Origin of the sequence: Clostridioides sp. ES-S-0048-02 (assembly GCF_020658495.1) — a bacterium.
Lineage (GTDB): Bacteria > Bacillota > Clostridia > Peptostreptococcales > Peptostreptococcaceae > Clostridioides.
Genome location: NZ_JACVWH010000003.1, coordinates 39,986 through 63,662 on the forward strand (window position 1 = coordinate 39,986; position 23,677 = coordinate 63,662).

The 23,677-nt window shown below is 28.7% G+C and carries 21 protein-coding genes; 16 read left to right on the top strand and 5 right to left on the bottom strand.

The annotated features are described in order from the left end of the window. Window positions 1-109 precede the first annotated feature (109 nt). The 3 genes from IC173_RS05395 (at window position 110) to IC173_RS05405 (ending at window position 3,668) form a co-directional block, all read left to right on the top strand. Entirely contained in the window at window positions 110-1,474 is a 1,365-nt protein-coding gene (locus IC173_RS05395; protein ID WP_227434878.1) for an aldehyde dehydrogenase, read from the top strand. 146 nt (window positions 1,475-1,620) lie between these two features. Then, on the top strand, window positions 1,621-2,787 hold the full coding sequence (locus IC173_RS05400) for an AI-2E family transporter (protein ID WP_227434877.1): 1,167 nt from the start codon (window positions 1,621-1,623) through the stop codon (window positions 2,785-2,787). Window positions 2,788-2,885: 98 nt separating this feature from the next. Beyond that, complete coding sequence (locus IC173_RS05405; RefSeq protein ID WP_227434876.1) at window positions 2,886-3,668, top strand: alpha/beta hydrolase; 783 nt, start codon at window positions 2,886-2,888, stop codon at window positions 3,666-3,668. Window positions 3,669-3,788: 120 nt separating this feature from the next. On the opposite strand, the gene IC173_RS05410 is transcribed toward IC173_RS05405, so the two are convergent. Both IC173_RS05410 and IC173_RS05415 read right to left on the bottom strand, forming a co-directional pair. Continuing rightward, window positions 3,789-4,442, bottom strand: coding sequence for a TetR/AcrR family transcriptional regulator (locus tag IC173_RS05410; protein ID WP_227434875.1), 654 nt, complete (start codon window positions 4,440-4,442; stop codon window positions 3,789-3,791). Window positions 4,443-4,465: 23 nt separating this feature from the next. Then, window positions 4,466-5,830, bottom strand: a complete 1,365-nt coding sequence (locus IC173_RS05415; RefSeq protein ID WP_227855264.1) for a sodium:solute symporter family protein — start codon at window positions 5,828-5,830, stop codon at window positions 4,466-4,468. A 674-nt stretch (window positions 5,831-6,504) separates the two neighbouring features. Here IC173_RS05415 and IC173_RS05420 point away from each other — a divergent pair. The 7 genes from IC173_RS05420 (at window position 6,505) to IC173_RS05450 (ending at window position 13,963) form a co-directional block, all read left to right on the top strand. After that, entirely contained in the window at window positions 6,505-7,935 is a 1,431-nt protein-coding gene (locus IC173_RS05420) for an MFS transporter (protein ID WP_227434873.1), read from the top strand. Between the two features lie 99 nt (window positions 7,936-8,034). Beyond that, window positions 8,035-9,138 carry a histidinol-phosphate transaminase gene (hisC, locus tag IC173_RS05425; protein WP_227835427.1) on the top strand — a complete coding sequence of 368 codons (1,104 nt, stop codon included), beginning with the start codon at window positions 8,035-8,037 and terminating at the stop codon, window positions 9,136-9,138. Window positions 9,139-9,170: 32 nt separating this feature from the next. Next, complete coding sequence (locus tag IC173_RS05430) at window positions 9,171-9,389, top strand: indolepyruvate ferredoxin oxidoreductase subunit alpha (RefSeq protein ID WP_227434869.1); 219 nt, start codon at window positions 9,171-9,173, stop codon at window positions 9,387-9,389. Window positions 9,390-9,405: 16 nt separating this feature from the next. Continuing rightward, entirely contained in the window at window positions 9,406-10,455 is a 1,050-nt protein-coding gene (gene vorB, locus IC173_RS05435; RefSeq protein WP_227482503.1) for a 3-methyl-2-oxobutanoate dehydrogenase subunit VorB, read from the top strand. A 1-nt stretch (window position 10,456) separates the two neighbouring features. Then, the gene (locus IC173_RS05440; RefSeq protein WP_227434863.1) at window positions 10,457-11,197 is read left to right on the top strand and encodes a thiamine pyrophosphate-dependent enzyme; all 741 of its coding nucleotides are present in this window, start codon (window positions 10,457-10,459) and stop codon (window positions 11,195-11,197) included. 2 nt (window positions 11,198-11,199) lie between these two features. After that, a complete protein-coding gene (locus tag IC173_RS05445; protein ID WP_227840925.1) occupies window positions 11,200-11,739 on the top strand; it encodes a 2-oxoacid:acceptor oxidoreductase family protein in 540 nt (179 codons plus the stop codon). A gap of 124 nt (window positions 11,740-11,863) precedes the next feature. After that, window positions 11,864-13,963, top strand: a complete 2,100-nt coding sequence (locus tag IC173_RS05450; protein WP_227855265.1) for an acetate--CoA ligase family protein — start codon at window positions 11,864-11,866, stop codon at window positions 13,961-13,963. A gap of 133 nt (window positions 13,964-14,096) precedes the next feature. Here IC173_RS05450 and IC173_RS05455 read toward each other — a convergent pair whose 3' ends face one another. Both IC173_RS05455 and IC173_RS05460 read right to left on the bottom strand, forming a co-directional pair. After that, entirely contained in the window at window positions 14,097-14,612 is a 516-nt protein-coding gene (locus IC173_RS05455; protein ID WP_227482506.1) for a ferritin, read from the bottom strand. Window positions 14,613-14,711: 99 nt separating this feature from the next. Continuing rightward, on the bottom strand, window positions 14,712-15,923 hold the full coding sequence (locus IC173_RS05460; protein ID WP_227434857.1) for an ROK family transcriptional regulator: 1,212 nt from the start codon (window positions 15,921-15,923) through the stop codon (window positions 14,712-14,714). Between the two features lie 244 nt (window positions 15,924-16,167). Here IC173_RS05460 and IC173_RS05465 point away from each other — a divergent pair, with 244 nt between their 5' ends. Then, window positions 16,168-16,509 (top strand): hypothetical protein, encoded by a 342-nt coding sequence (locus tag IC173_RS05465; RefSeq protein ID WP_255612860.1) that lies wholly within the window; start codon window positions 16,168-16,170, stop codon window positions 16,507-16,509. 182 nt (window positions 16,510-16,691) lie between these two features. Here IC173_RS05465 and IC173_RS20675 read toward each other — a convergent pair whose 3' ends face one another. Then, complete coding sequence (locus IC173_RS20675; RefSeq protein WP_255613215.1) at window positions 16,692-16,820, bottom strand: hypothetical protein; 129 nt, start codon at window positions 16,818-16,820, stop codon at window positions 16,692-16,694. Between the two features lie 665 nt (window positions 16,821-17,485). Between IC173_RS20675 and IC173_RS05470 the strand changes: the two genes are divergently transcribed. The 5 genes from IC173_RS05470 to IC173_RS05490 all read left to right on the top strand — a co-directional run bounded on the left by IC173_RS05470 (window position 17,486) and on the right by IC173_RS05490 (window position 23,654). Next, window positions 17,486-18,928: a cell wall-binding repeat-containing protein gene (locus IC173_RS05470; protein WP_227434856.1), complete on the top strand. Its 1,443-nt coding sequence runs from the start codon at window positions 17,486-17,488 to the stop codon at window positions 18,926-18,928. Window positions 18,929-19,008: 80 nt separating this feature from the next. Next, complete coding sequence (locus tag IC173_RS05475) at window positions 19,009-19,362, top strand: hypothetical protein (RefSeq protein ID WP_227434853.1); 354 nt, start codon at window positions 19,009-19,011, stop codon at window positions 19,360-19,362. A 203-nt stretch (window positions 19,363-19,565) separates the two neighbouring features. Continuing rightward, window positions 19,566-20,387, top strand: a complete 822-nt coding sequence (locus tag IC173_RS05480) for a histidinol-phosphatase HisJ family protein (RefSeq protein ID WP_227434851.1) — start codon at window positions 19,566-19,568, stop codon at window positions 20,385-20,387. Window positions 20,388-20,660: 273 nt separating this feature from the next. Then, entirely contained in the window at window positions 20,661-22,544 is a 1,884-nt protein-coding gene (locus IC173_RS05485) for a glycoside hydrolase family 13 protein (protein WP_227434850.1), read from the top strand. 225 nt (window positions 22,545-22,769) lie between these two features. Then, a complete protein-coding gene (locus IC173_RS05490) occupies window positions 22,770-23,654 on the top strand; it encodes a hypothetical protein (RefSeq protein ID WP_227835432.1) in 885 nt (294 codons plus the stop codon). The last annotated feature ends 23 nt before the right edge of the window (window positions 23,655-23,677 follow it).

A 23,677-nucleotide genomic window follows, 5' to 3' on the forward strand; every position in this document is an offset into this window, starting at 1 on the left:
TGTTATATTGATATGAATTTATTATTGTATAAAAATTATATTAATAGAAATTTAAACAATTTGTTTTAAAAATAGAGTAGTCTAATTCTTAAAGAGGGGGGTTTAAATAGTGGATATAAATAAGATAGTAATGATGCAAAGGGAATACTATAATACAGGTAAAACAAGAGATGTATCATTTCGTTTAGAGCAGTTAAAAAAGCTAAAGTCAGTTATATTAAAAAATGAAGATAAAATACTTGTGGCATTAAAACAGGATTTAAATAAATCAAATTTTGAAGGATTTATGACAGAAGTAGGTATTTTATATAGTGAGTTGAATTTTGCTATAAAAAATATAAAAAAATGGAGCAAAACAAAAAGAGTTCGTTCAAGTATGGTCAATTTTCCATCTATATCTAAGGTTGTTCCTCAACCTTATGGTGTTACACTTATAATGTCACCTTGGAATTATCCATTTCAACTAGCTCTTATACCATTGGTTTGGTCATTAGCAGCAGGCAATTGTGCAATAATAAAACTTTCTGAGTACTCTGTATCAACTTCACATATAATCAAAGACATACTTGAAAGTATATTTTCAAAAGAATATATTGCAGTAGTTCAAGGTGACCAAGAAGAAAGCGAAAAAGTACTTTTAGAAAAATTCGATTATATATTTTTTACAGGAAGCACTGCGGTAGGTAAAGTAATTATGAAAGCAGCATCAAAGTATTTAACTCCTATAACTTTGGAACTAGGAGGAAAAAGTCCTTGTATTATACTAGAAGATGCAGATATAAATCTTGCTGCAAAAAGATTGACATGGGGAAAACTAATAAATGCAGGACAAACTTGTGTAGCACCAGATTATATTTTAGTACATGAGAATAAAAAAGATGAGTTAATAGAGAAAATAAAATATTATATTGAACAGTATTTTGGAGAGAATCCATGTGATAATGAGCAATTTCCTAAAATTATAAATGAAAAGCATTTTAAGCGTATAATATCCCTTATTGATATGGAAAAGGTAGTATATGGTGGTAATTATAATAACCATACATTAAAAATAGAGCCAACTATAATAGATGATGCTAGTTGGGATGATGATATAATGAAGGAGGAAATATTTGGACCAGTATTTCCTGTTTTGACATACAAAAACTTAGACGAAATTTTGCAAGAAATTATACAAAGACCAAATCCACTAGCTCTTTATATATTTACAAAAGATAAGTATTTGGAAAATAAAGTTTTAGAAATGATTCCAGCAGGAGGGTGTTGTGTAAATGATACAATTATCCATATAGCTACCAACTACTTACCATTTGGAGGTATTGGTGAAAGTGGTATGGGTTCATATCATGGTAAAGCAGGATTTGATACATTTACGCATTACAAAAGTGTATTGAAAAAATTAAATTTAGATATTCCTATTAGATATGCACCATATAATGATAAATTAATTAAAATTCTTAAAAAAATGATGTAAACTATATTGTAGAAAAAATACAAATCAAATTAAAAATATATATTTTGATTATATTTTATCAAATTAAAAATTTTAATTTGGCATATTTGTTATAAAAGTAGTAATTTTGTGATAAAATTTAATTATATAGAAATAAGGAGGAAAAAATGAAAATTAATTGGAATACAAAGTACACGACAATAGCAATTTATACGTTTATAATATCTGCTTGTAGTATTATATTCTATCTTATATCATCACAAATTGATGTATTCTCTAACAATTTAGATATTATGTTTACAACATTACAGCCATTTATAATAGGGTTTGCTATTGCATATCTTCTGAATTTTATTTTGAAATTTTATGAAGAAAGACTTTTTATCAAAAGTGAAAAATTAAAAAACCTAAAACAAAAATCAAAAAGAGGATTGGGTCTTTTATTAACATATGCAACAGCTGCATTGATACTTTACTTATTTATGCAATTCGTATTACCTCAAGTAATTGAGAGTATTGTTGGATTAGCAAATGATATACCTATGTATGTAAACAACGCAACTAAGCTTCTTGATAAATTAATGACTGATTTAAATCTTGATGAACAATACTTTAATTTAGCAGTAGATAAATGGAATGAATTTGTCACATACATTATAAAATTTGTAACAGATTTAATACCAATATTAGGAAATATGTTGAAGGATATAGCTTCTAGTATATGGAATATTGTACTAGGATTGATTGTTTCAGTATATTTGCTAATTGATAAAGAAAAATTCTATGGATTAAGTAAAAAAATAACTTATGCACTTTTTACAGAAACACAAGCTGCTAAAATTCTAGAATTAACTCACAGAAGTAACTATACATTTGGTAGATTTTTAGGTGGTAAGATACTAGATTCATTTATTATAGGTATTTTAACATTTGTAATACTTACAGTGGTAAAAATGCCATATACATTATTAATATCAGTAATAATTGGTATTACAAATATTATTCCATTCTTTGGACCACTGTTTGGAGCAATACCATCTACAATAATAGTAATGTTTGTTTCTCCAATACAAGCACTATGGTTATTGTTAATTATATTAATAATACAACAAATAGATGGAAATATTATAGGACCTAAAATACTTGGAGACTCAATTGGGATATCTGCATTTTGGATTTTATTCTCATTGTTGGTTGCAGGTAAATTATTAGGCTTTGTTGGAATGGTAATAGGAGTTCCTCTATTTGCAGTAATTTATTCTATAATTAAAGATATTATTGAGGGTAAATTAGATAAAAAAGGATTACCAACAGATACTTCTGATTATATGTAGTTAAAAATATATAAATTAATAAAATATTTAAAGCACTGAGACAATTAAAATCTTGGTGTTTTTTAGATAATAAATTCATTATAGAAGAGGTGTTTTTTGTGGCATTTATAGAATGTAAATTTAAATCAAAATATACAGGAGGAGAGACTGATATAATCGTAGTTTTACCTATAGCAAATGGAAAAGAACTATTTACTGGCAAAGAGATATATGACTTTGAAGGTAAGTTTAAAACATTGTACTTATTTCATGGGCTAGAAGATGACCAAAGTTCATGGATTAGATACACTAATGTAGAACATTATGCCAAAAGCAAAAATATAGCTTTAGTAATACCAAGGGTAGAAACTAGTTTTTACACAGATATGTTATATGGACATAAATATTTCACCTTTGTAAGTGAAGAGTTACCTAGATTTGTTAGAGCTATATTTCCTTTATCAGATAAGAGAGAAGATAATTTTGTAGCTGGAATGTCTATGGGAGGGTATGGCGCTTTAAAATTAGCACTTTCAAAACCAAATGAATTTTCAGCAGTAGCAAGTTTTTCTGGTTCACCTGATATGATTCATGAGTTGGAAAATCAGCAAATAGAAACAAATGCTGATATTCTATTCCATGACTTTGGGAAACCAGAAGATGCTAGAAATAGTGAGAATGATTTACTTTACATACTTAAGAATCTTAAAGAGAGTAATAAAGATATTCCTAAAATTTATCAATTTTGTGGTGATAGGGATTTTTTATATAAGAATAATCAAACCTTTAAAAAATATGCAGAATCTTTAGATGTTGATATTGTATATGAAGAGTGTGTTGGTGGTCATGAATGGCGTCTATGGGATTTATGGATAAAGAAATTTATAGATGCAATTGGATAAGCATTTTATTGTCATTAGAGCAAAATATTATAAAGTATTTTTAAACGTAATAAAGACTGAAATATTAAAATACAATTATGATTTCAAAATTTCAGTCTCTAAAAGTTCAATAAAATTTTATTAAGTTCTTATGCGAGTTATTATTGGCGTAAAATTATCAACTATATCTATATAGTATTTACTCAATTCTTCTAAAATATCTTCGCATAAATCAGTGCTGTGACCAAGGTTAATTAGAAACTGTTTTGTAAAATATTTTATTACAGATTGATAAGATATATCATATTTATGTGAAGTATAGACCCTAATTATCTCAGGTTTCATAGCGAGTATACCAATACAGGAAAGTATCAATTCGTCATGTTCTATAGATTCTTTTTCATTAACATATCTTTTCATGACCATTTCAGTTACACTTCGTTGATAGCTTAAAATAGCTTCCTCATAAGCTATATCCAAATAAAAGTTTCTATACGCTTCATTTTTTAAAAGAAAACAAAGGTCAGCATTCATAGCAAGAAAGAACATCATCATTGTACCTTCTTCATGATAATTATAGATTAAAGATTGCATTTCATCCCTTATATCTTCATATATTATAGCTCCTATTTCACTTTTACTTGAGAAATAATAACTTATTAAGCCTAAATTTATATTGGCTCTTTCTGCAATTTGCCTAGTGGTTGTCTTGTGATAACCTTGTTCAAAAAATAATTCTCTAGCAGCACTTATAATACTAGCTTTTGTTTCCTTACCTTTTTCTGATTTTGACATATTTACTGTGTATACCTTTCTTTTCAATCTTTTTTTGAAAATTTACTAACTATAAATATCGTAACCGAACCACCTATTATAGGTACTAAAATTCTGTCAAAGACAGTAAGGAGGCCAATGATATTTAAAAATGCTAATATTGCACTTACTATGACAGCACAGATAGCTCCTTTTTTTGTAGCACCTTTCCAGGAAAGACCAATGACAAATGGTGCAAATATCACACCTGTACATAATGGTGCTGGCCAAAATAATAGTTCTAATAAACTGTCAAACTTGAGTGCTATAATTGCTCCTATTATAGCTGTTAAAGCTGAGGCGATTTGAGAGTATTTAAGAGTATTTTTTAAATCATTAAACTCTATATTAGGATGTAATAATTTATTATAAATATCTCTCGATATTATGGCACTCATTGAGGTCATTAATGAGTCAGCAGTGGACATTATGGCAGCTAATATAGCAGCTAAGAATAATACAGAAACTAAAGGAGGTAGAGTTGTTGATATCATTTGAGGTAAAACCTGAACAGATGATATGTTTGGAAATAAACTACCACCAATAGCTCCAATTATGCCTATAGGGAAAGCAAGAAATAATAGTATAAATCCTGCAATAACACTGCTTTTAACTGCATTTTTAGCATTATCAGCACATTGGTATCTCAAAAAACTTTCATAAGAAAATATTGAGCCTAAAACCAATGGTAAAACTGTATACATAAAATCACTAAGCGACTTATTTCCTGGGAAGAATGGTTCTTTTACCATTGATTGTAACATAAGTAAAGGATTGTCGCCAACTAATTTTAAGCTTATATAAGCTACTATTGGCAAAAATACTACACAAATAGCAAGTTGAATAAATGCTGATACTGCAACTCCCCACATTCCTGATGCATAAGTATATATAATGATTACTATGACTCCTACAATTACAGCTATATCATAAGGGATACCAAATGCAGTAGATACAGAACCAAAAGATATTAGTTGACTGCCCATAATAGCTAATATTGATATTGGTGTTACAAGACATTGATAAGCTCTTAAGAATATACTATGACCATATCTAGTTTCAATATAGTCAGCAGGTGTTATATCACATGATAAGCTTCTTAATTTTCCTGCAAAAAACGCATTTACAAAACAAGCTAAAGCCGCACCTATAGTAGAGTACATACCAACCCATAGTCCTCTTTCAGCTCCCCATTGAACTCCACCAACCAAACATCCTCCTCCAAAAGACGTAGCAGCAATAGTTGTGGCAAGTATGGGTAAAGGAAGATTTCTACCCGCAATTAGGAAATCGGATGCTGTTTTAACTTTTTTAGAAAAATAAAAGCCAATCCATATGTACACTGCACATGTAGCAATTAAAAGTAACATAATTTTTTCTCCTTATATAATATTTTTTAAATAAAATTTATAAAATATATTTATAAAATATATTTTATATAAAAGTAAGACAATATTGACTTTAACTGGCTTTGGATTAGTGTAGCTACAATAATTTAACATATTATGTTATGTAAAAGTTAGATAAAATAAGAAAATTGAAAATTCTGAAATTAAAGATTATAATAAACGTTTACTTGATATATTCTTTTTTGTAATTGTAACATGCTTTTATTTTAAAATCAATAGTACATGTATAAAAATAAAAGGAATTTAAAGGGTGAAAAAATATTTTTAATATCTGATTGTAGTATATAAAAAGAAGATAAAAATTATTCTTGAATAAATTTATAATAATTTAAAATAAGTAAAATTTTGATAAAATAATTTAGAATGTATGCTTTGGTGACACTTTATATGGATATATTAATAAAAATAACGATTTAAATTAAGTATAAATGCCTTTTTAGTTCATTTAAGTAATGAAAAAATAAAACCAAAAAGTGTTTGACAATTATGAATTTTAAGAATATAATTAAATTAAAATTATACACATATAAAAATTTGGTTCGAATCATAGAAAGTGTAGAGTTGGATTTGAAATTCAAATTATTATACGTGAATAAAAATAAATAAAGAATAAATTATATTAAGGAGGGGTAGATGTGAGTAGTCAAGAAAGCAAACCAAAAGGAAACCTTATATCAAACTTTAGAGATGATATGAGAGACCCTAAAAAGAGAGCAGTATACACTTACTCAGGTTCTATAAATTTGGCATATAATTTTATAGGCTACTTTGTATCAACAGTAACAAACATATTTTTAACTGATGTAGCAAAGCTTGGGGTAATTATGGCAGGTGGTATGCAAATAATACAATCTTTCATAAAGATGGCTGTGGCTCCGATAACAGGGACTGTATTTGACAAACAACCATTTAAAAAAGGAAAATATTATCCTTGGCTTAGATATACACCAGCAGCATTAGCACTAACATATGGAGTATTTTTCATAGTTCCATTAATGAAAATAAGCCCAACATTGCTTTTACCTTTAATGACAGCATTATTGTTAATAGCATCTTGTGCTCAGCAAGTAGTTTTCACTATAATCTATGCTATTTACCCTGTGGTTACTAAAACACCTAGAGACAGAGTTATAGGTTCGACTACTACAAATATATTCAAAGAAGTTGGAAAATTTTTAGTAGGTTTTTCATATCCGTTATTATTAGTTTTATTTGCAGATGTACTAGGTGGAGAAGGAATGGGTTATTTAGGTACTTATCTATTCTTTGCAGTAGGATGTCTTCTAGTATTTTGGTTTTCTTCAACAGAGATAATAAAGTCTGGAGCAGAAGCTGAAGTACTTCAAAAAGAAGAAAAACCAAAAATTAAAGCAAGTGAAATGCTAAAAGCTTTATTTACTAATGTACCACTTATGATGGCATTCTGTTTAGAGTTTCTTATATGCATAAGATCTATAGGTTTAGGACCTTTAGCTCCTTATTACTTTAAGTATGTAATAGAAGATGAACGTGGATTAGCAGTATTTTTAGCAATAATGCCTTTGGTAAGTGTAGGCTTTATGTTTTTCGCACCAGTATTTATAAGAATTTGTAAAGAACAAAAATTAGCTTCAATAATTTCTTTCTCTATATGTGCATTATGTCACTTGTTAGTTGCATGGACTCCTTGGGGGAGAACAACTTTAGGTGTAACTATGTTATTGGCAATTGGTGGAGGTTTCTCAAATGTAGTATCAATAATAAATCTTAACTTCTTTGCTGGTTCTTGTGATTATGGACATTGGAAATCAGGAAAAGATTTACCAGGTTTAAGTATGTCACTATATCCAGTTGCAATACAAGTAGGTGTATTACTTGCGACTACTATAAGAACAATTTTAATGAATTCAATGGGATATCAAGCTGATATGGTAGTTACAGCAGCAGTTAAAACAGGTTTTATAAATATGATTTCTTACTCTATGGCAATACCTTTAATAATAGCTGTTGTTATAGCAATCTTATATCCAGTAAGTGATAAAAAATTAAATCAAATAAGAGAAGAATTAAATCAAAGAAACGCTTAATAAAAAATTTGAGTAAATGACTTAGTTTAGTTGTGAGAGTAAGTAGACGCAATAGCGTTTATATAAATGAAAATACATATACAGAGGGGGCTTTTAAAAATGATAGAAAAATTATTGAGAAATACAGTAAAAGAATTACATCAATATGTTCCAGGTGAACCAATAGAAAAAGTAAAAGAAAAATATGGTGTAAAAGAAATAATAAAACTAGCTTCAAATGAAAATCCTCTAGGACCATCACCAAAAGCAATGGAAGCTATGATTGAAATGTTAAAACAAGGTCAACTTTATCCAGAGCCAGAAGCTAATGAACTTAGAAGAAAATTAGCTGAAAAATTGAATCTAAAAGCAGAAAATTTCATTGTTGCTAATGGAGCAGATAACGTTATCACGCTAATAGGTGAAGCTTTTATAAATAGAGGGGATGAAGTTATATACTGTGACCCAACATTCCCGTCTTATAGAACAGCAACTGTTAAAAATGAAGGAATACCAGTAGAGGTACCTTTAACAGAGGATTATAAGTATGATTTACAAGGTATATTAGATAAGATTACAGATAAAACAAAGTTAATATGTGTATGTAATCCTAATAATCCAACAGGAACAATTGTAGATGATAAAGAATTGGAAGAATTTTTAAAGAAAGTCCCTGAAAATATTATAACTATATTAGATGAAGCATATATAGAATTTTTAACAGTACCTAATTATGTGGATGGGCTTAAATATGTAAGAGAAAATTACAATGTTATAGTGACAAGAACTTTCTCTAAAATATATGGTCTTGCAGGACTTAGAGTAGGGTATGGTATTGCTAAAGATGAGATAATAAGAACTTTATTTACCGTAAAAGAACCTTTCTCTGCTAATCGTGTTGCGATAAGTGGAGCAACAGCAGCACTTGATGATGATGAATTTATAAAGGAGACATATGAGTTAAATAGAGTTGGAATGGATTATTTCAAAGACGAGTTCACAAAAATGGGATTTGATGTTGTAGATTCACAATCAAACTTCCTTTATGTAGATATGAAAACAGATATACCTAAGCTATTTGAAGACTTAAAACAAAGAGGTTTTGTAATAAGACCAAATGCTACACATGCACGTGTAAGTATTGGAACTATGGAAGAAAACAAGAAATTTGTAGCAGTTTTAAAAGAAATATTAAATCTTAAGGAAGAGCCAAGTATTGGCTAATAGATAGAAATATTACGAAATGGGGTGTAACTATGAGTTTAAAAATAAACGCAGAGAGATGTAAAAGTTGTGAATACTGCGTTATATCTTGTAAAAAAGGAGCATTAAAAATATCCGATAATATAAACACAGAAGGATATACTCATGTAGAAGTCGATGAAAGCAAATGCATACTTTGTGGAATCTGCTATCAAGTATGTCCAGATAATGTATTTGAAATAATTAAAGAAGAAGCATGTCAAGAGGCTTAAAAGGAGTTGGGAGAATATGAAAAAAATGTGGAAGGGGAATCACGCCATTGCAGAAGCAGCTCTAAGAGGTGGTTGTGAGTTTTATGCAGGATATCCAATTACACCACAAACAGAGGTAATGGAATTTTTATCACATAGAATGTCTGAACTTGGAAGAACTTTTATACAATCTGAAAATGAAATGGCTGCTATATATATGGTATATGGAGCATATGCAAGTGGAATGAGGTCTATGACAAGTTCTTCAGGACCAGGAATATCTTTAAAACAAGAAGGAATCTCATATTTATGTGCAAATCATTATCCTTGTGTAATTGTAAATGTGCAAAGATGGGGACCTGGTCTTGGTTCACTAGATTCAGCACAAACAGACTACCTAAGAGACACTAGAGGGGGAGGAAATGGAGATTATCATCTAATAGTTTATGCACCAAATAGTATTCAAGAAACTGTAGATTTAATGTATAACTCATTTGATGTAGCGGAGAAATATAGAGTGCCTGTTGAAATTTTGACAGAAGCAGCTTTAGGTCAAATGATGGAACCAGTAGAGTTTCCTGAATTTAAGAAAAGAGAAGAAGACTTAGGTTGGACTTATGATGGAAGCAATAGAGACCATGCAAAAGTTCCAGATAACCAAAAACCAGCTTTTTGTATGGAAAAGCGTATGAAAATAACTGAAAATGAACAACAATGGGAAGATTATCAAGTTGAAGATGCAGAATATGTGTTTGTAGCGTTCGGTATACCATCAAGAACAACTATGAATGCGGTTAGAAGACTTAGAGAACAAGGCGAAAAAGTTGGAATAATAAGACCAATAACAGTGTGGCCTTTCCCATATAAAGCATTTGAAAAGGTAAATAAAGATGTAAAAGGATTTATCTCAGTAGAGTCAACTGATACAGGGCAGTTAGTAGAGGATGTTGCATTAGCTTCAAAGAAAATATGCAAAGAAAATGTACCTGTTTATGGATTATTTAGTGGAAATCATATACCAAAAACATTACAAGTAATGGACACTTACAGCAAAATAAAATCTGGCGAAATTAAGGAGGTGTTCTAATATGGCTACAGATAGATTAACACCTAGCATTGTTTCAATACCAAATAAATTTTGCCCAGGTTGTGGTCATGGAATAGTAAACCGTATAATAGCAGAAGTGATAGAAGAAAATGGATATGAAAAAAATCATGTATTAACTTTAGGCGTTGGCTGTGTTTGTAATATGAATTTTAGCTGGAATGGAGATAAGATGCAAACCGCACATGGTAGAGCTTCATCTACAGCTATAGGAGTAAAAGTAGCACGACCAGATATGTTAGTTATGACTTATCAAGGTGATGGAGATGCATATGTTATAGGTCTTTCTGAAACATTAAATACTGCATATAGAAATCATAATATAACTGTGTTTGTAATAAATAACAATAACTTTGCAATGACTGGTGGTCAAATGTCATGGACTACTATGCCAGGTCAAGTTACAACAACAAGTGTAAATGGAAGAGATATAAAAACTACTGGTAGTCCATTAAAAGTTCCTGAAATGGTGGCAAATTACTTTGATGTAGCCTATGTAGCAAGAGGTTCAGTTCATAGTCCAAAAGAAATAATTAATCTAAAAAAATATATAAAAAATGCTATAGAAGCTCAATTGAATGGAGAGGGATATTCATTGGTTGAAATATTAGCACCTTGCCCAACTAACTGGGGTGTATCATTAGAAAAATCTATCCAGTGGATTGAAGAAGAAATAGTGCCATATTATACTCTTGGCGAATTTAAGCAAAGGGATGGTGAATAGTTATGGAAAAAGAGTTAGTATTTGCAGGATTTGGTGGTCAAGGAGTCTTAACTTTAGGTTTAATTGTGGCTGAATCAGCACTTGAATTAGGAAAACAAGTTACTTGGATGCCAGCATATGGTCCAACTATGAGAGGTGGAAAAGCATATAGTGTGGTTAAGTTTTCTGATGAGAGTATAGGTGGACCTGATATGGAAGAAATAGATGTTTTAGTAGCAATGAATAAGCCATCCTTAGATTATATAAATTTAGTAAAAGAAGGAGGAACAGTAGTTATTAATACGTCTGCTATAGATGAAAATATAGTATTAAGAGAAGATGTAAATGTAGTTAAAATAAATTGTCAGGAATTAGCTCAAAAGGCAAACAATCCAAAAGCCGCAAATGTAGTAGTTCTTGGAGCATTGATTGCAAAAACAGGATTATTTGAGAAAGAATTAGCTATAAAAACTATGTGTGATTTCTTTGAGGAAAAAGGAAAAGGCAAATTTAATGTTCAAAATGAAGCAGCATTCATGGAAGGCTATAATAACGCCATTTAATAAATTACCCTTATCTTAAGTGATTCATCTCAAGATTTAGCAAATCTTAAGTGCCAAGAGAAGCTTTATCTTGAGATGGAATTTACTTAAAATCACAACTATAAACATATAGGAGAGTGAATTTATGAGTTTGGAAAAACTTATTAGACCAAAGAGTATTGCTATAGTAGGAGTTACTGATAAACTTGGTTTTGGTAGAAGTGCTGCACTTAGCATAGTAAAAAGTAAAGATACAGATAGAGTATATTATGTAAATCCAAAAAGAGAAGAGTTATTTGGCAGAAAATGTTATAAGACAATACAAGAAGTTCCAGAAGTTGTAGACTGTGTGGTAGTATGCACACCTAGAAATGTAGTTCCATCTGTATTAAAGGATTCTGGAGAATTAGGAACAAAGACGGCAGTGGTATATGCTAGTGGATTTGCAGAAGAAGGAACAGAAGATGGAGTAGATTTAGAAAATCAACTTATAGAAATATCTAATACATATGATATGAAAATATTAGGTCCAAACTGTATGGGATTACTAAACTGTATAGATAAAGTTAATCTATGGGCTGGTGGTTCTAAGTGGGATTTGGATACTAAAAAACCAGGGATAGGAATTGTAGGGCAAAGTGGATTTATAACTGCAGAAATTGTTTCAAGTGATTATTTTAATATATCTTATGGTTTTTCAACAGGAAATGGAAATATAGTTACACTAGAAGATGCAGTAGACTTTCTTGTAGATGATAATTATGCATCAGTAATAGCTATTTATCTTGAGGGACTAAAAAATCCTCAAAAATTTATAAATGCACTAAAAAAAGCAGCTCAAAAAAGAAAACCAGTAATAATCTTGAAGTCAGGAAGGTCAGAAAAAGGAGCTATATCAGCTGCTTCCCATACAGGAAACTTAGCTGGTTCAAGTAAAGCTTTTGAAAGTATTTTTGAAAAGTATGGAGTAATTTCTGTAGAGAATTTAGAACAATTTATGAGTTTAGCTCAGGCTTTTAGTGTCTTAGAGGGTAATTTACCTAAAAATTCTAATTTTGCAGCAATAAACTTCTCAGGCGGAGAAAATACTATTTGTGCAGATTTAGCAGAAGAAAATTGCGTAGAACTTGCAGAAATATCTGCTGAAACTAAAGAAGAGATGAAAAAATATCTTCCAGGATTTGCAACACCTAAAAATCCATTGGATGCTACGACTGCACTATTCCATGAAAAAGATATGATAGTAGGATTATTACACACATTTGATAAAGATGATAGTGTTGGATTTACTATGATAGGTGCAAATATAAGAGATGAAGAAAATGAAATGCATGAGACTCTTTGTCAAGCTGTAAGCGAAGCTAGAGAGCAGGGATTAAAGAAACCTGTATTTGCAGTTCCTACACTTGAAGGAAATAGATATCTGAATTATAGGGCTAGGTTAGAAAACAGCCAAGTACCTATAATGTCATCAGTTGGGACTACATTTACTTGTTTCAATAAAATGGCTAAATTTGTAGATTATGATTATTCAAAGAGAACTTTAGAATTTGAAGCTGTTAAGAAAAGAAACTCAAATAATGTAGTAGCTTTATCGGAATTAGACAGTAAAATTGAAATGAAGAAATATGGAGTACCAGTGCCAGGTCAAGGTATTGCAAAAAGTATTGATGAATTGGATGAAATTTTAAATTATATAAACTATCCTGTTGTCCTAAAAATAAACTCTTCAGAGATATTACACAAGTCTGATGTTGGAGGAGTCAAAGTAGGAATTAATAATAGAGAAGAGGCAGTAAACGCATATAATGAGATTTTAACTAACGTAAAAGAAGCAAAGCCAAATGCCAAGATTGATGGTATATTGGTTCAAGAAATGGTTGAAAGTGGAATAGAAATAATTATTGGTATAACTAATGATGACCAGTTTGGACCAATGTTATTGGTTGGTTTAGGTGGAGTATTTGTAGAAGTATTTAAAGATACTACTTTATATCCTTTGCCTATAAATCATGATGAAGCTATAATGATGCTTAAGAAGTTGAAATCATTTAAGCTTTTAAATGGATACAGAGGTAGTGAACCTTGTGATGTTGATGCTCTTGCAGATATGATGGTTAAATTAGGTAAATATGCTTATGAAAACAAGGATGAGGTTAAGGAAATAGATTTAAATCCTGTGTTCGTATATCCTAAAGGAAAAGGTGTATGTGTAGTAGACGCCTTAATAGTTAAATATAAATAGTTAACAAGTTTTGGTATTCAACCATAATTAAAGTACTGACTGAAAATCACACTAATTTATAGATTGTGATTTTCAGTCACCCCACATTTAATACACCTTATCTATTATACTAAAAATTTTAATGGTAATATTTTTATATTGTTACAGGTGGATTTGTTGGTGCTGAATATGTACGAGTAGCCAATTCTTGGTCCACAAAGAATAACCCACCTTCTCCAGCAAGTTTAACACGTTTTATATTGTCTTCGCAAGTTGTCTCTTCTTCTGCTTGTTCAGATATAAACCAAAGTAAGAATTGAGAAGTTCTAAAGTCTGCTTCAGAGTTTGCTACAGCAGCTAGATTGTTTATTAAAGCAGTAACTTTTTGTTCATGAGCTAATGTACGCTCAAGAACATCCATTGCAGAAGTGAAGTCTGCATCTGGCATTGGTATAGCATCAAGCTGAACATTTCCTCCTACATTATGTAAGTATTTGTAGAAATACATAGCATGGTCTGTTTCTTCTTTATATTGAACATAAAACCAATTAGAAAATCCTTTAAGTCCTTCTGCTTCAAGGTAAGAAGACATAGAAAGGTAAAGATATGCAGAATATAATTCATGGTTAATCTGTTCATTAAGTAATTTTTCCATTTTAGCTGAAATCATTTTTATACCTCCAAATTTTAAACGCTCTTATAAGATATAATAATATTAAATGGAAAAATATTCAACAAAAGTGATTAAATATTTTAATATTTTACATATTTAATCAAAACTTATACTACCATTAAAAAAATTATAGCTTACTATGGCTACAGAACCAATTAGTGGTGCATTTGCTCCAAAATTTGAATGCCTTACATTTATTTTTTTATATTTAGAAAAACTTGCTGAAGCAGTCAATTTCTTTAATAATGTATTTTCTATAAATGTACCAGGAATATTAAAGTCATAACCTATTATTATAGAACTACAATCAATTAAGGTAAGTGTATTTACTAATGCATATGATATATATGTACAAAATTCATCAAGTAAAAACATACCTAGATTATCCTTGTTATTGGCTTCATCTATTAACTTGACTAGAGAAAAATCTTTACAATTAATTAGTGGAGAATCTGGATAAATATGACTTAACGATTCAATTCTTTTAATTAACTTACTCACACTTGTATAATAGTCTAGACATCCATTATTGCCACAACTGCATACTGGACCACTAAAATTAATAGATGTATGCCCTATTTCACCACTTTGCCCTAAATTACCAGTGTGAAGTTTATTTTCTAATACTAAACCAGCTCCGATTCCATTCATTATATGTAGATATATATAATTTGGAATATCTTTACCTAGACCATACATTTTTTCAGCCAAAGCACCTGCATTAGCATCATTTATCAAAAATATAGGTAAATCAGATATTTCTCCTATAAAATTTACTATGTTTAGGTTTGATACGTTTCCAAAGTCTGGAGGATTTAATATTATACCATTTATATTATCTACAGGACCTATTGAAGAAATCCCAATTCCAATTATATCTCTTTTGTTATTTTTCATTATTTTAGAAAACATTCGTTTTATTATATCTTTTAAAACGTCATTTGACAGATATTTAGGGTAAGTCTCAAAAAGTTGTTTGACAATATTACCTTTTAAATCTGCAATGATTACCTTACAAATATTTCTTCTTATCAAAATGCCACAAACACAAGGCGAGATATTAGAAATATCTAATAAAATAGGTTTACGACCTGATGAATGTGCATTTAAAGTTGATGATTCTATCTCTCTAATCATATTTTCATTAATAAGTTCAGTGACTAGGTTTGATAAAGTCATTTTAGTAAGACCTGTAGATTTAGCTAAATCAACTCTAGACATAGGAGTATTTGTAGAAAGTAGTTTCAGTATTATTAACTTATTTTTAATTTTTACATCTTTTATGTTAGAACCTTGTTTGTTGCTCATCGTAGATCTCCTTAAAAAAGTTAAGTATTTTTATGTATTTTCATATATATACTATGACCTTATAATAGAATAACATTTGATTAAGTTCGAAAATACCATTAATTAGAATATATCACATTATATATTAGAATAGCACTAAAAATATGTTATAATAGTATGAAAAAATATTAGAGTAAGTTAAGGTATACAATAATAAATTAGGATTTGAGGTGAAATACTTATAGATAAATATACAAAAGAAGAATTGATACAAACACTAAGAGTTGTATCTTCAGTTATCGTAAGATGTGAAAAAGCACAACTAAAGTTTATGGAAGGGACTTCTCAACACTCACTCCTTAAGAATAGGATAAAAGCAATGTATATTTCAAAATCATTAATAACAGATGAAAATATAATTGATAAATATACAAAAGAAGAATTAATAGAAGCACTACGACCTGTATCTTCAAGTATAGGCAAATGTGAAAAAGCACAGTCAAAATTTGCAGAGGGTACTACTAATTACAAACGATTTAGAAATATAATAAAAGCAATGTATATTTCTAAATCATTAATAACAGACGAGATTAATAGAAGAAGTTAGATTCCAGATTTTTAAGTTATTAGAAGCTTATTTTTTAGGTTATTTTGAAAAAATAATTATTCCTATTTCTAAAATGGGAAAGTCATTTTATATAATCAATTAGAATAATAGTCATCCACTTAAATGCTATATTTTTGTGCCCTTTCTTAACTTTTTCATATCTAAAATTTTCTATTTTAATATCATGATGAAGGATTAGTCATACCTGCTACACTTGTTACTATAATATTTCTGCTTAAATTTATTACAATTGTTCCTGCACATGTAGTTACAAATACAATAATAAGGGTTTCAAGAGCAAAACCGAACATTAAAGAAAGAAGCAGTGAAATATTGATTGTTATTTTTCTCATTAACTTTAAAATAACAATTAGTACAATAAATAGAAAGAACAGTGTAATAGCAAATAACATGCAAATGATAAATGATAATATGATTTTTGAAAAAAACAAATCCTAAATTGTCTTTGTGCTGTTATTGAAAAGAGCTACAGTACCACTAGTCAGTACAGGTATTAAAGATAGGAGCAGAAGAGAAATCATTTTTTTGACTCCTTGGTTCTTATCTCCTACGCAATACATTATATTTCGTTTATTCAAATAAAGCAATAAAAGATATCTTTTATTGCTTTTTATAATATGTTTATTCAATAGTGAAAGTCTTATATAATTTTTATTAAATTTTTATATGCAATAAATTTCATTATTGTATAATATTAAAATGAATACAAAGTGTATTTACTATCTTTTATTACAAATTGTTACCAAATATGTATACATTAGAATTAAAAAATGGAAAATTGTAACTAAAATGTAAATTTTTTCTCTAATCTATCTAATATTATGGAAACTTTTTGTAATTTATGATATAATAAGAAACATATAATTATTAAATTATAATAAATGACTATAGCGTAGATGTATTACTATGTTATAGTCATTTTTGGATTAAACTTGATATATCAAGGGGGAAGAATATGAGAACAATTAAAAGAGTTTTAGCATTAGGTTTAACATTAGCTATATTTCTAATGAACGCACCTAATGTAAGTGCATTAACATCAGATACCATTAAAGGTAAGAACATATACGAGACGGCTGGATTAATAGCAGATAAAACGAGTTATGATACAGCAATTGTGGTAAATATGGATAGTTCTATAGCAGATGGTCTTTCAGCAAGTGGTCTTGCTGGTGCTGTAGATGCTCCGATTTTACTTGCTCAAAAAAGTAACATACCAAATGAGACAAAACAAAGATTAAAAAATGTAAAAAAGATATACATAATAGGTAAAGAGTTATCAATAAGTAAGTCAGTAGAAACTGAACTGAAAAATACAGGAGCACAAGTAACTAGATTAGGTGGAGATGATAGAATAAAGACTAGTTATAGTGTTGCCAAAGAAGTAAGTAGCATTAAAAAAGTTGATGAAGTTATATTAACTAATGCATATAAAGGAGAGGCTGATACTATAAGTGCTGCACCTGTCTCAGTAAGAGATGTAGCTCCTATAGTACTTACAGATGGAAAAAGTGTTCCTTTTTCAACAAGTAATGTAAAATCATATGCTGTAGGTGGAAGTATTTCTATGAGTACGAGTTTAGTTAACAAGACTAACTCTAAGAGACTTGGTGGTTCAGATAGATATGATACAAATAAAAAAGTTATAAAAGAATTTTATCCAGATTCATCAGAATTTTATTTAAGTGATGGATATGATTTAGTAAATGCTCTTACAGGTTCTACAATTGCTAAAGATAATCCAATTGTATTAGTATCAGAAGATAGTGATAAATCCATACTAGCAGGAGCAGATAAGATTACTAGATTAGGCTCAATAAGCGATAGTGTATATAATAAGTGTGTTTCTGCTGCACAGAATAATGGTGATTCGTCTACAAAAGGGGATTCACCTATGAAAGATGAAACAAGTATATTAGGTGAACCAACAGCTAGCTTAGAAGCTTGTTTAAAATGGGCAAAATCTAAAAAAGCCAATGATTTATTTATAGAATTAATACCAATACTGTATGATACAGCTGTTCAAGAAGGTGTAAATCCTGTTTTAGCTGTAGCTCAATCAGCAAAAGAAACTGGTTTCTGTAATTTTGGTGGAGTATTAGATGCATCTTTTAAGAATCCTTGTGGACTTAAGACTTCTGTTGGTGGTTCTGATACTGACAAAAATGCACACTCAAAATTTGATACTTGGGAAGAGGGAATACTAGCTCAAATTCAACATTTATGTCTATATGCAGGACAACAGGGTTATCCACTTTCAAATCCAGTAGACCCTAGACATGAAAAATCTTTGTTTGGGAAAGCTAAAACAGTTGAAAGTCTTTCTAATAATTGGGCTGGTGGTCAATATGGACAAGACTTAGTTAGAATGATGGGAGAAATTGAGGCGATAAAGTAATTAAATTATTAATTTAATGGTTATATTTAATGAGTTTCATTAAATAACCAATTCAAAATTACAAATAAGGAAAATTTATTATGAAAAAGAGTAATGTTTTTAGTATTATATTTCCTACAATCATAATGTTATTGGTGTTTTTGACTTTTGCTACAGATATATTCAATATACCAGATATTCATTCTAAAGGGATTTTTGTAATAGGGATGATTTTAATTTTTCCAATTGCCTTTTTAATTCAAGGGATAGTTTGTGTATTGAGTAAAACCAACTGGATTTTATCACTTGTAGTATCTTTAATAACTTATATAATATTAATGTATATGTTTTTAAATGATTCAGCATATATCTATATTTTACTTTATGCCGCTTTTTATATGATTGGATATATAACCACTAAAATTTGTCAAAAAATGCAAATTTTTAAAAGATAAATTAACCAAAATATATTACTAAGGAAGTGTCTGCATTGATTTTTTTAAATCAAAAGATAGACACTTCTTTTATTGTAAAAATAAAATATTTATTTAAGAGGAAGTATTGTAAATAAAATTTAACTATTATCATTTTCTTTTAACAATTGTATACAATAAACCTGTAGTATAATTAAGATAGATAAAATAAAGGGAGGGATAATATGAATTTAATTGATAATCATATTCATACTAATTTTTCAAGTGATGGAAAGGATTCAATGGAAGATACAATAAAAAAAGCTATAAGTATAGGTGTTAGATATTTAACTTTTACAGACCATTTAGAACATGATGAAGGGAAGGGATTTTGTATAGATTATAACAACTATGTCCCAGTGTTTAATACACTAAAAGAAAAGTATAAAAAGGATATAGAATTATTGTTAGGTGTTGAAGTAGGATATAGAAAACATTTAAAAAATGAAATAAAAGATGTAATAAGTTCACATCCTTTTGATTTTATATTGTGTTCAACTCATACAATTGATAACGTACCTGTTCCATCAAAAAAATACTTTGAAGGACTTAGCAAAGAAGATGCGTACTATAAATATTTTAATAGCATACTTGAAACTAATCATGAGTTTAAAGATTATAATATATATGGACATTTAGATTATATATCTAGATATGGGATATATTCAGATAACAGAGTAATATATAATGATTTTAAAGATATTATTGATGAAGTTTTAAAGTCAATAATTAATAATGGAAGTGGAATAGAGTTAAATACATCTGGTTATAGATATGGATTAAATGCCATACATCCAAATGAAGATATCTTAAAAAGATATAGAGAACTTGGTGGTTTTATAGTTACTGTAGGTTCTGACTCTCATAGAGTAGAAGATATCTGCAAAGATTTTGATGTGGCTTACGATATGCTTAAATATCTTGATTTTAAATATGTATCATTATTTAAAGAAAGAGAAACTTATTTTTTAAACATAGAAAAAGTTAAATCTAATAATATAGCATAAAGAACTAATATGGCATATAGAGTCTTTTTAAATAATTTGAAAGTTAGTATAAAAATTAATAGCAGAATATTGTATCCTCTAGGAAAATACTAGAGGTTTTTATTTTGTAAAAAATGATAATAGAGAAGAGTTTAAGTTTAAGAAAAATGATTGTCTCAAATTAGAAAACTATTACTATTATATTTAACTATTATATCTTTTTATTATGATATAATAGTTAAATACATTAACCTATCTTTAAATCATGCAAATTATTAGAAAGAAGGGATAAAGTTGTCTAATAAAAATAAAGAAAATATAACCTTAAGTAATCAAATCACAGAATCAACTCAACAAACTTTAACAAAAGAGGCTATACTACATATACCAATGAGCAACTATGCTTATGGCTATGATAGAGAAACATTACATATAAGAATTAGAACCAAAAAAAATGAGGCAAAAAAAGTGACCTTAAGGATAGGAGACCAATATGTATGGGACAAAGGAGGTGCAGGAGGAGGGAATCTAAATGCATCTGGACTTGGTTGGTCTGGTGGAACAAATATAACAATGAACAAAGAAGTAGAAACAGAATTATTTGATTATTGGATAGCTGAGTGTAAGCCTTTAAATAAACGTTCGAGATATGGATTTATAATAGAAGGTCAAGAAGAAAAAATTTTATTTACAGAGAAAAAGATAATAAAATTAGGAAACGAAAATGATGAAAAAGAGTTATGCGAAATAAGTAATTTTTTTGGATATCCATATTTGAATTATATAGATATACCTAAAGTTCCAGATTGGGTAAAGGAAACTATTTGGTATCAGATATTTCCTGATAGATTTGCAAATGGAAATCCATCTATAAATCCAGAAGGAGTAGATATATGGGGCGCTATTCCAACAAGAGATAATTTTACAGGTGGAGATTTACAAGGTGTAATAGACCACCTAGATTATTTGAGCGATTTAGGGATAAATGGAATTTATTTTTGTCCTATTACAGTTGGAAAAACTAATCATAGATATGATACGATGGACTACATGGAAATAGACCCTACCTTAGGTGATAAATCTACTTTGAAAAAACTAATAGAAGAAGCCCATAAAAGAAATATAAAAATAATGTTGGATGCTGTATTTAATCATATAGGATATTATTCTAAGCAGTGGCAAGATGTAGTTAAAAATAAGAATAATTCGAGATATAAAGATTGGTTTTATATAAAAGATATGAGTAAAGTTGATACTCCAATAGAAGAAATAGATGAAAAAAACATACCTTATGAAACTTTTGGGTGTGAAAAATATATGCCAAAACTTAACACAGAAAATTCAGAAGTAATAGAATATTTATTGCGTGTAGGGAGGTATTGGATACAAGAATTTGATATAGATGCATGGAGATTGGATGTATCAAATGAAGTAGATCATGTTTTCTGGCGAAAATTCAGACAAGAGATTAAAAGAATAAAACCTGAGATATATATATTAGGAGAAATTTGGCATGGAAGTTTACCATGGTTGATGGGAGACCAATTTGACTCAGTTATGAATTATTTAATGTCAGAAGCTATGAAACAATTTTTTTGTACAAATGAGATAAATGCTGAAGAATTTAAATACATGATAAATGATGTAATAGTAAGCTATCCAATGCAAGTTAATGAAGTTATTTTTAATTTACTTGGAAGTCATGATACTACTAGAATATTGAGCTATGCTGATGGAAATGTGGATAAATTTAAACTTGCATATTTGTTTATGTTTATACAATCAGGAGGTCCGTGTATATACTATGGTGATGAAATAGGAATGCAAGGAGAACTAAGTCCAGTATCTGAAGGACAAAGAAAATGTATGGAATGGAATGAAGGAAAGTGGAATAAAGATATACTTGATTTTATGAAGAAGATTATTAGACTTCGTAAATCAAATAGAGAACTTAGAACTGTATCAAATGAATGGATACTAGCAGATAAAGAAAATGGAACAATTATATTAAGGAAAGAATCTATTACAATAATAATAAATAATTCATCCAAAGATTTAACCTTAAGATTACCAGATTATTTGGTAAATAGAAAAGTAAAAGATTTATATGAAGAAAAAATAGTTGATTTAAAGGAAGAAATAACATTAAAAAAATACAAGTTTATTATTTTAAAATAATATAACCATGTGTTTGTTAGATTATACTATAACTTTTTATATTATTTAAACAAAGTATCATTAATTATAATAAGTGAATTCAGTATAATTTTATATACAAATTATTTGCAGTAAAACTTGTTAAGTAAAGTTTTTATTTGAATAAAAATTAATATTGAAATTTTTAATTATTTTGTAGTTAAGTAAAGATGTATAATTACTGAATAAGTAGAGGGAAGGGAAAACATGAATGACTATGAAGAGTATATAGTTACAGTAAAATCTAGTATCGTGAATCTAATTTTAGGTTTAATATTTTTATCAATTGGGATTGTATTAATTGTATTTTGTGTATATATTAAACAGTACTATATATTATTAATTACTCTTGTACTTACAATATATGGATTAATTTCAATTCTCAAATATACAAGAAAGTATATTATTTTTGATTTATACAATATTAAAGTTCGTAAATGTATAGGGAGTGAAAAAGAGTATTCATATAATGATATTACTAGAATTTCGATAAATAATAAGAAACAGGAATGTCCAGTTAATATATATGTGGATAATAATAAAATTGCAACTTTTTTTGTATCGGATAAAAGTTATATGTCTGCTATAGCAGAAATGAAGCGAAGAGAGTTGCCATTTGATGATAAAAGTATAGACTATATATCAGATATGCCACTTTGGATTCCAATTCCATCTAGTGAGATTAAAAAATTTTGCAATGAAGCTTCAAGAAAACTTGAAAAACAGGTTAAAGAGGATTTGTGTAAAATAGAAAAGGAGTTTGGAAAAGATATATCCTTTTCTTTTGGTATAGATGTTGAAGAAAAAATATTTGTATGTGTATTTTTAGTATGTATTATGAAGAATGGCAACTATACAAAAGTTATAAAAAAATACAGAGGAAAAAAAGCATGGGCTATGTTTCCTGTATATATAGTGGGTCCACAACTATATAAGAAAGAGATTGAAGATGGCAAATTTATTTGTAATATAAATTATTTAAATGCTTTTTCTGGAAAAATGTGGTCAAATTTTTCTAAAATGATAAAAAAATATGGTGTGCAAGAGAGTGAAATAGAAGTTGATTTTGAATTAAAGAGTGAATTGGATTAAATAGTTCTATAGAGAATATCTTA

Bases quoted from the DNA above. Each gene is read 5' to 3' on its own strand.
- IC173_RS05400 (WP_227434877.1), top strand. From the start codon at position 1,621: ATGAAAATTAATTGGAATACAAAGTACACGACAATAGCAATTTATACG.
- IC173_RS05410 (WP_227434875.1), bottom strand. From the start codon at position 4,442: ATGTCAAAATCAGAAAAAGGTAAGGAAACAAAAGCTAGTATTATAAGT.
- IC173_RS05415 (WP_227855264.1), bottom strand. From the start codon at position 5,830: ATGTTACTTTTAATTGCTACATGTGCAGTGTACATATGGATTGGCTTT.
- hisC (WP_227835427.1), top strand. From the start codon at position 8,035: ATGATAGAAAAATTATTGAGAAATACAGTAAAAGAATTACATCAATAT.
- IC173_RS05430 (WP_227434869.1), top strand. From the start codon at position 9,171: ATGAGTTTAAAAATAAACGCAGAGAGATGTAAAAGTTGTGAATACTGC.
- vorB (WP_227482503.1), top strand. From the start codon at position 9,406: ATGAAAAAAATGTGGAAGGGGAATCACGCCATTGCAGAAGCAGCTCTA.
- IC173_RS05440 (WP_227434863.1), top strand. From the start codon at position 10,457: ATGGCTACAGATAGATTAACACCTAGCATTGTTTCAATACCAAATAAA.
- IC173_RS05445 (WP_227840925.1), top strand. From the start codon at position 11,200: ATGGAAAAAGAGTTAGTATTTGCAGGATTTGGTGGTCAAGGAGTCTTA.
- IC173_RS05450 (WP_227855265.1), top strand. From the start codon at position 11,864: ATGAGTTTGGAAAAACTTATTAGACCAAAGAGTATTGCTATAGTAGGA.
- IC173_RS05455 (WP_227482506.1), bottom strand. From the start codon at position 14,612: ATGATTTCAGCTAAAATGGAAAAATTACTTAATGAACAGATTAACCAT.
- IC173_RS05460 (WP_227434857.1), bottom strand. From the start codon at position 15,923: ATGAGCAACAAACAAGGTTCTAACATAAAAGATGTAAAAATTAAAAAT.
- IC173_RS20675 (WP_255613215.1), bottom strand. From the start codon at position 16,820: ATGTTCGGTTTTGCTCTTGAAACCCTTATTATTGTATTTGTAACTACA.
- IC173_RS05470 (WP_227434856.1), top strand. From the start codon at position 17,486: ATGAGAACAATTAAAAGAGTTTTAGCATTAGGTTTAACATTAGCTATA.
- IC173_RS05475 (WP_227434853.1), top strand. From the start codon at position 19,009: ATGAAAAAGAGTAATGTTTTTAGTATTATATTTCCTACAATCATAATG.
- IC173_RS05480 (WP_227434851.1), top strand. From the start codon at position 19,566: ATGAATTTAATTGATAATCATATTCATACTAATTTTTCAAGTGATGGA.
- IC173_RS05490 (WP_227835432.1), top strand. From the start codon at position 22,770: ATGAATGACTATGAAGAGTATATAGTTACAGTAAAATCTAGTATCGTG.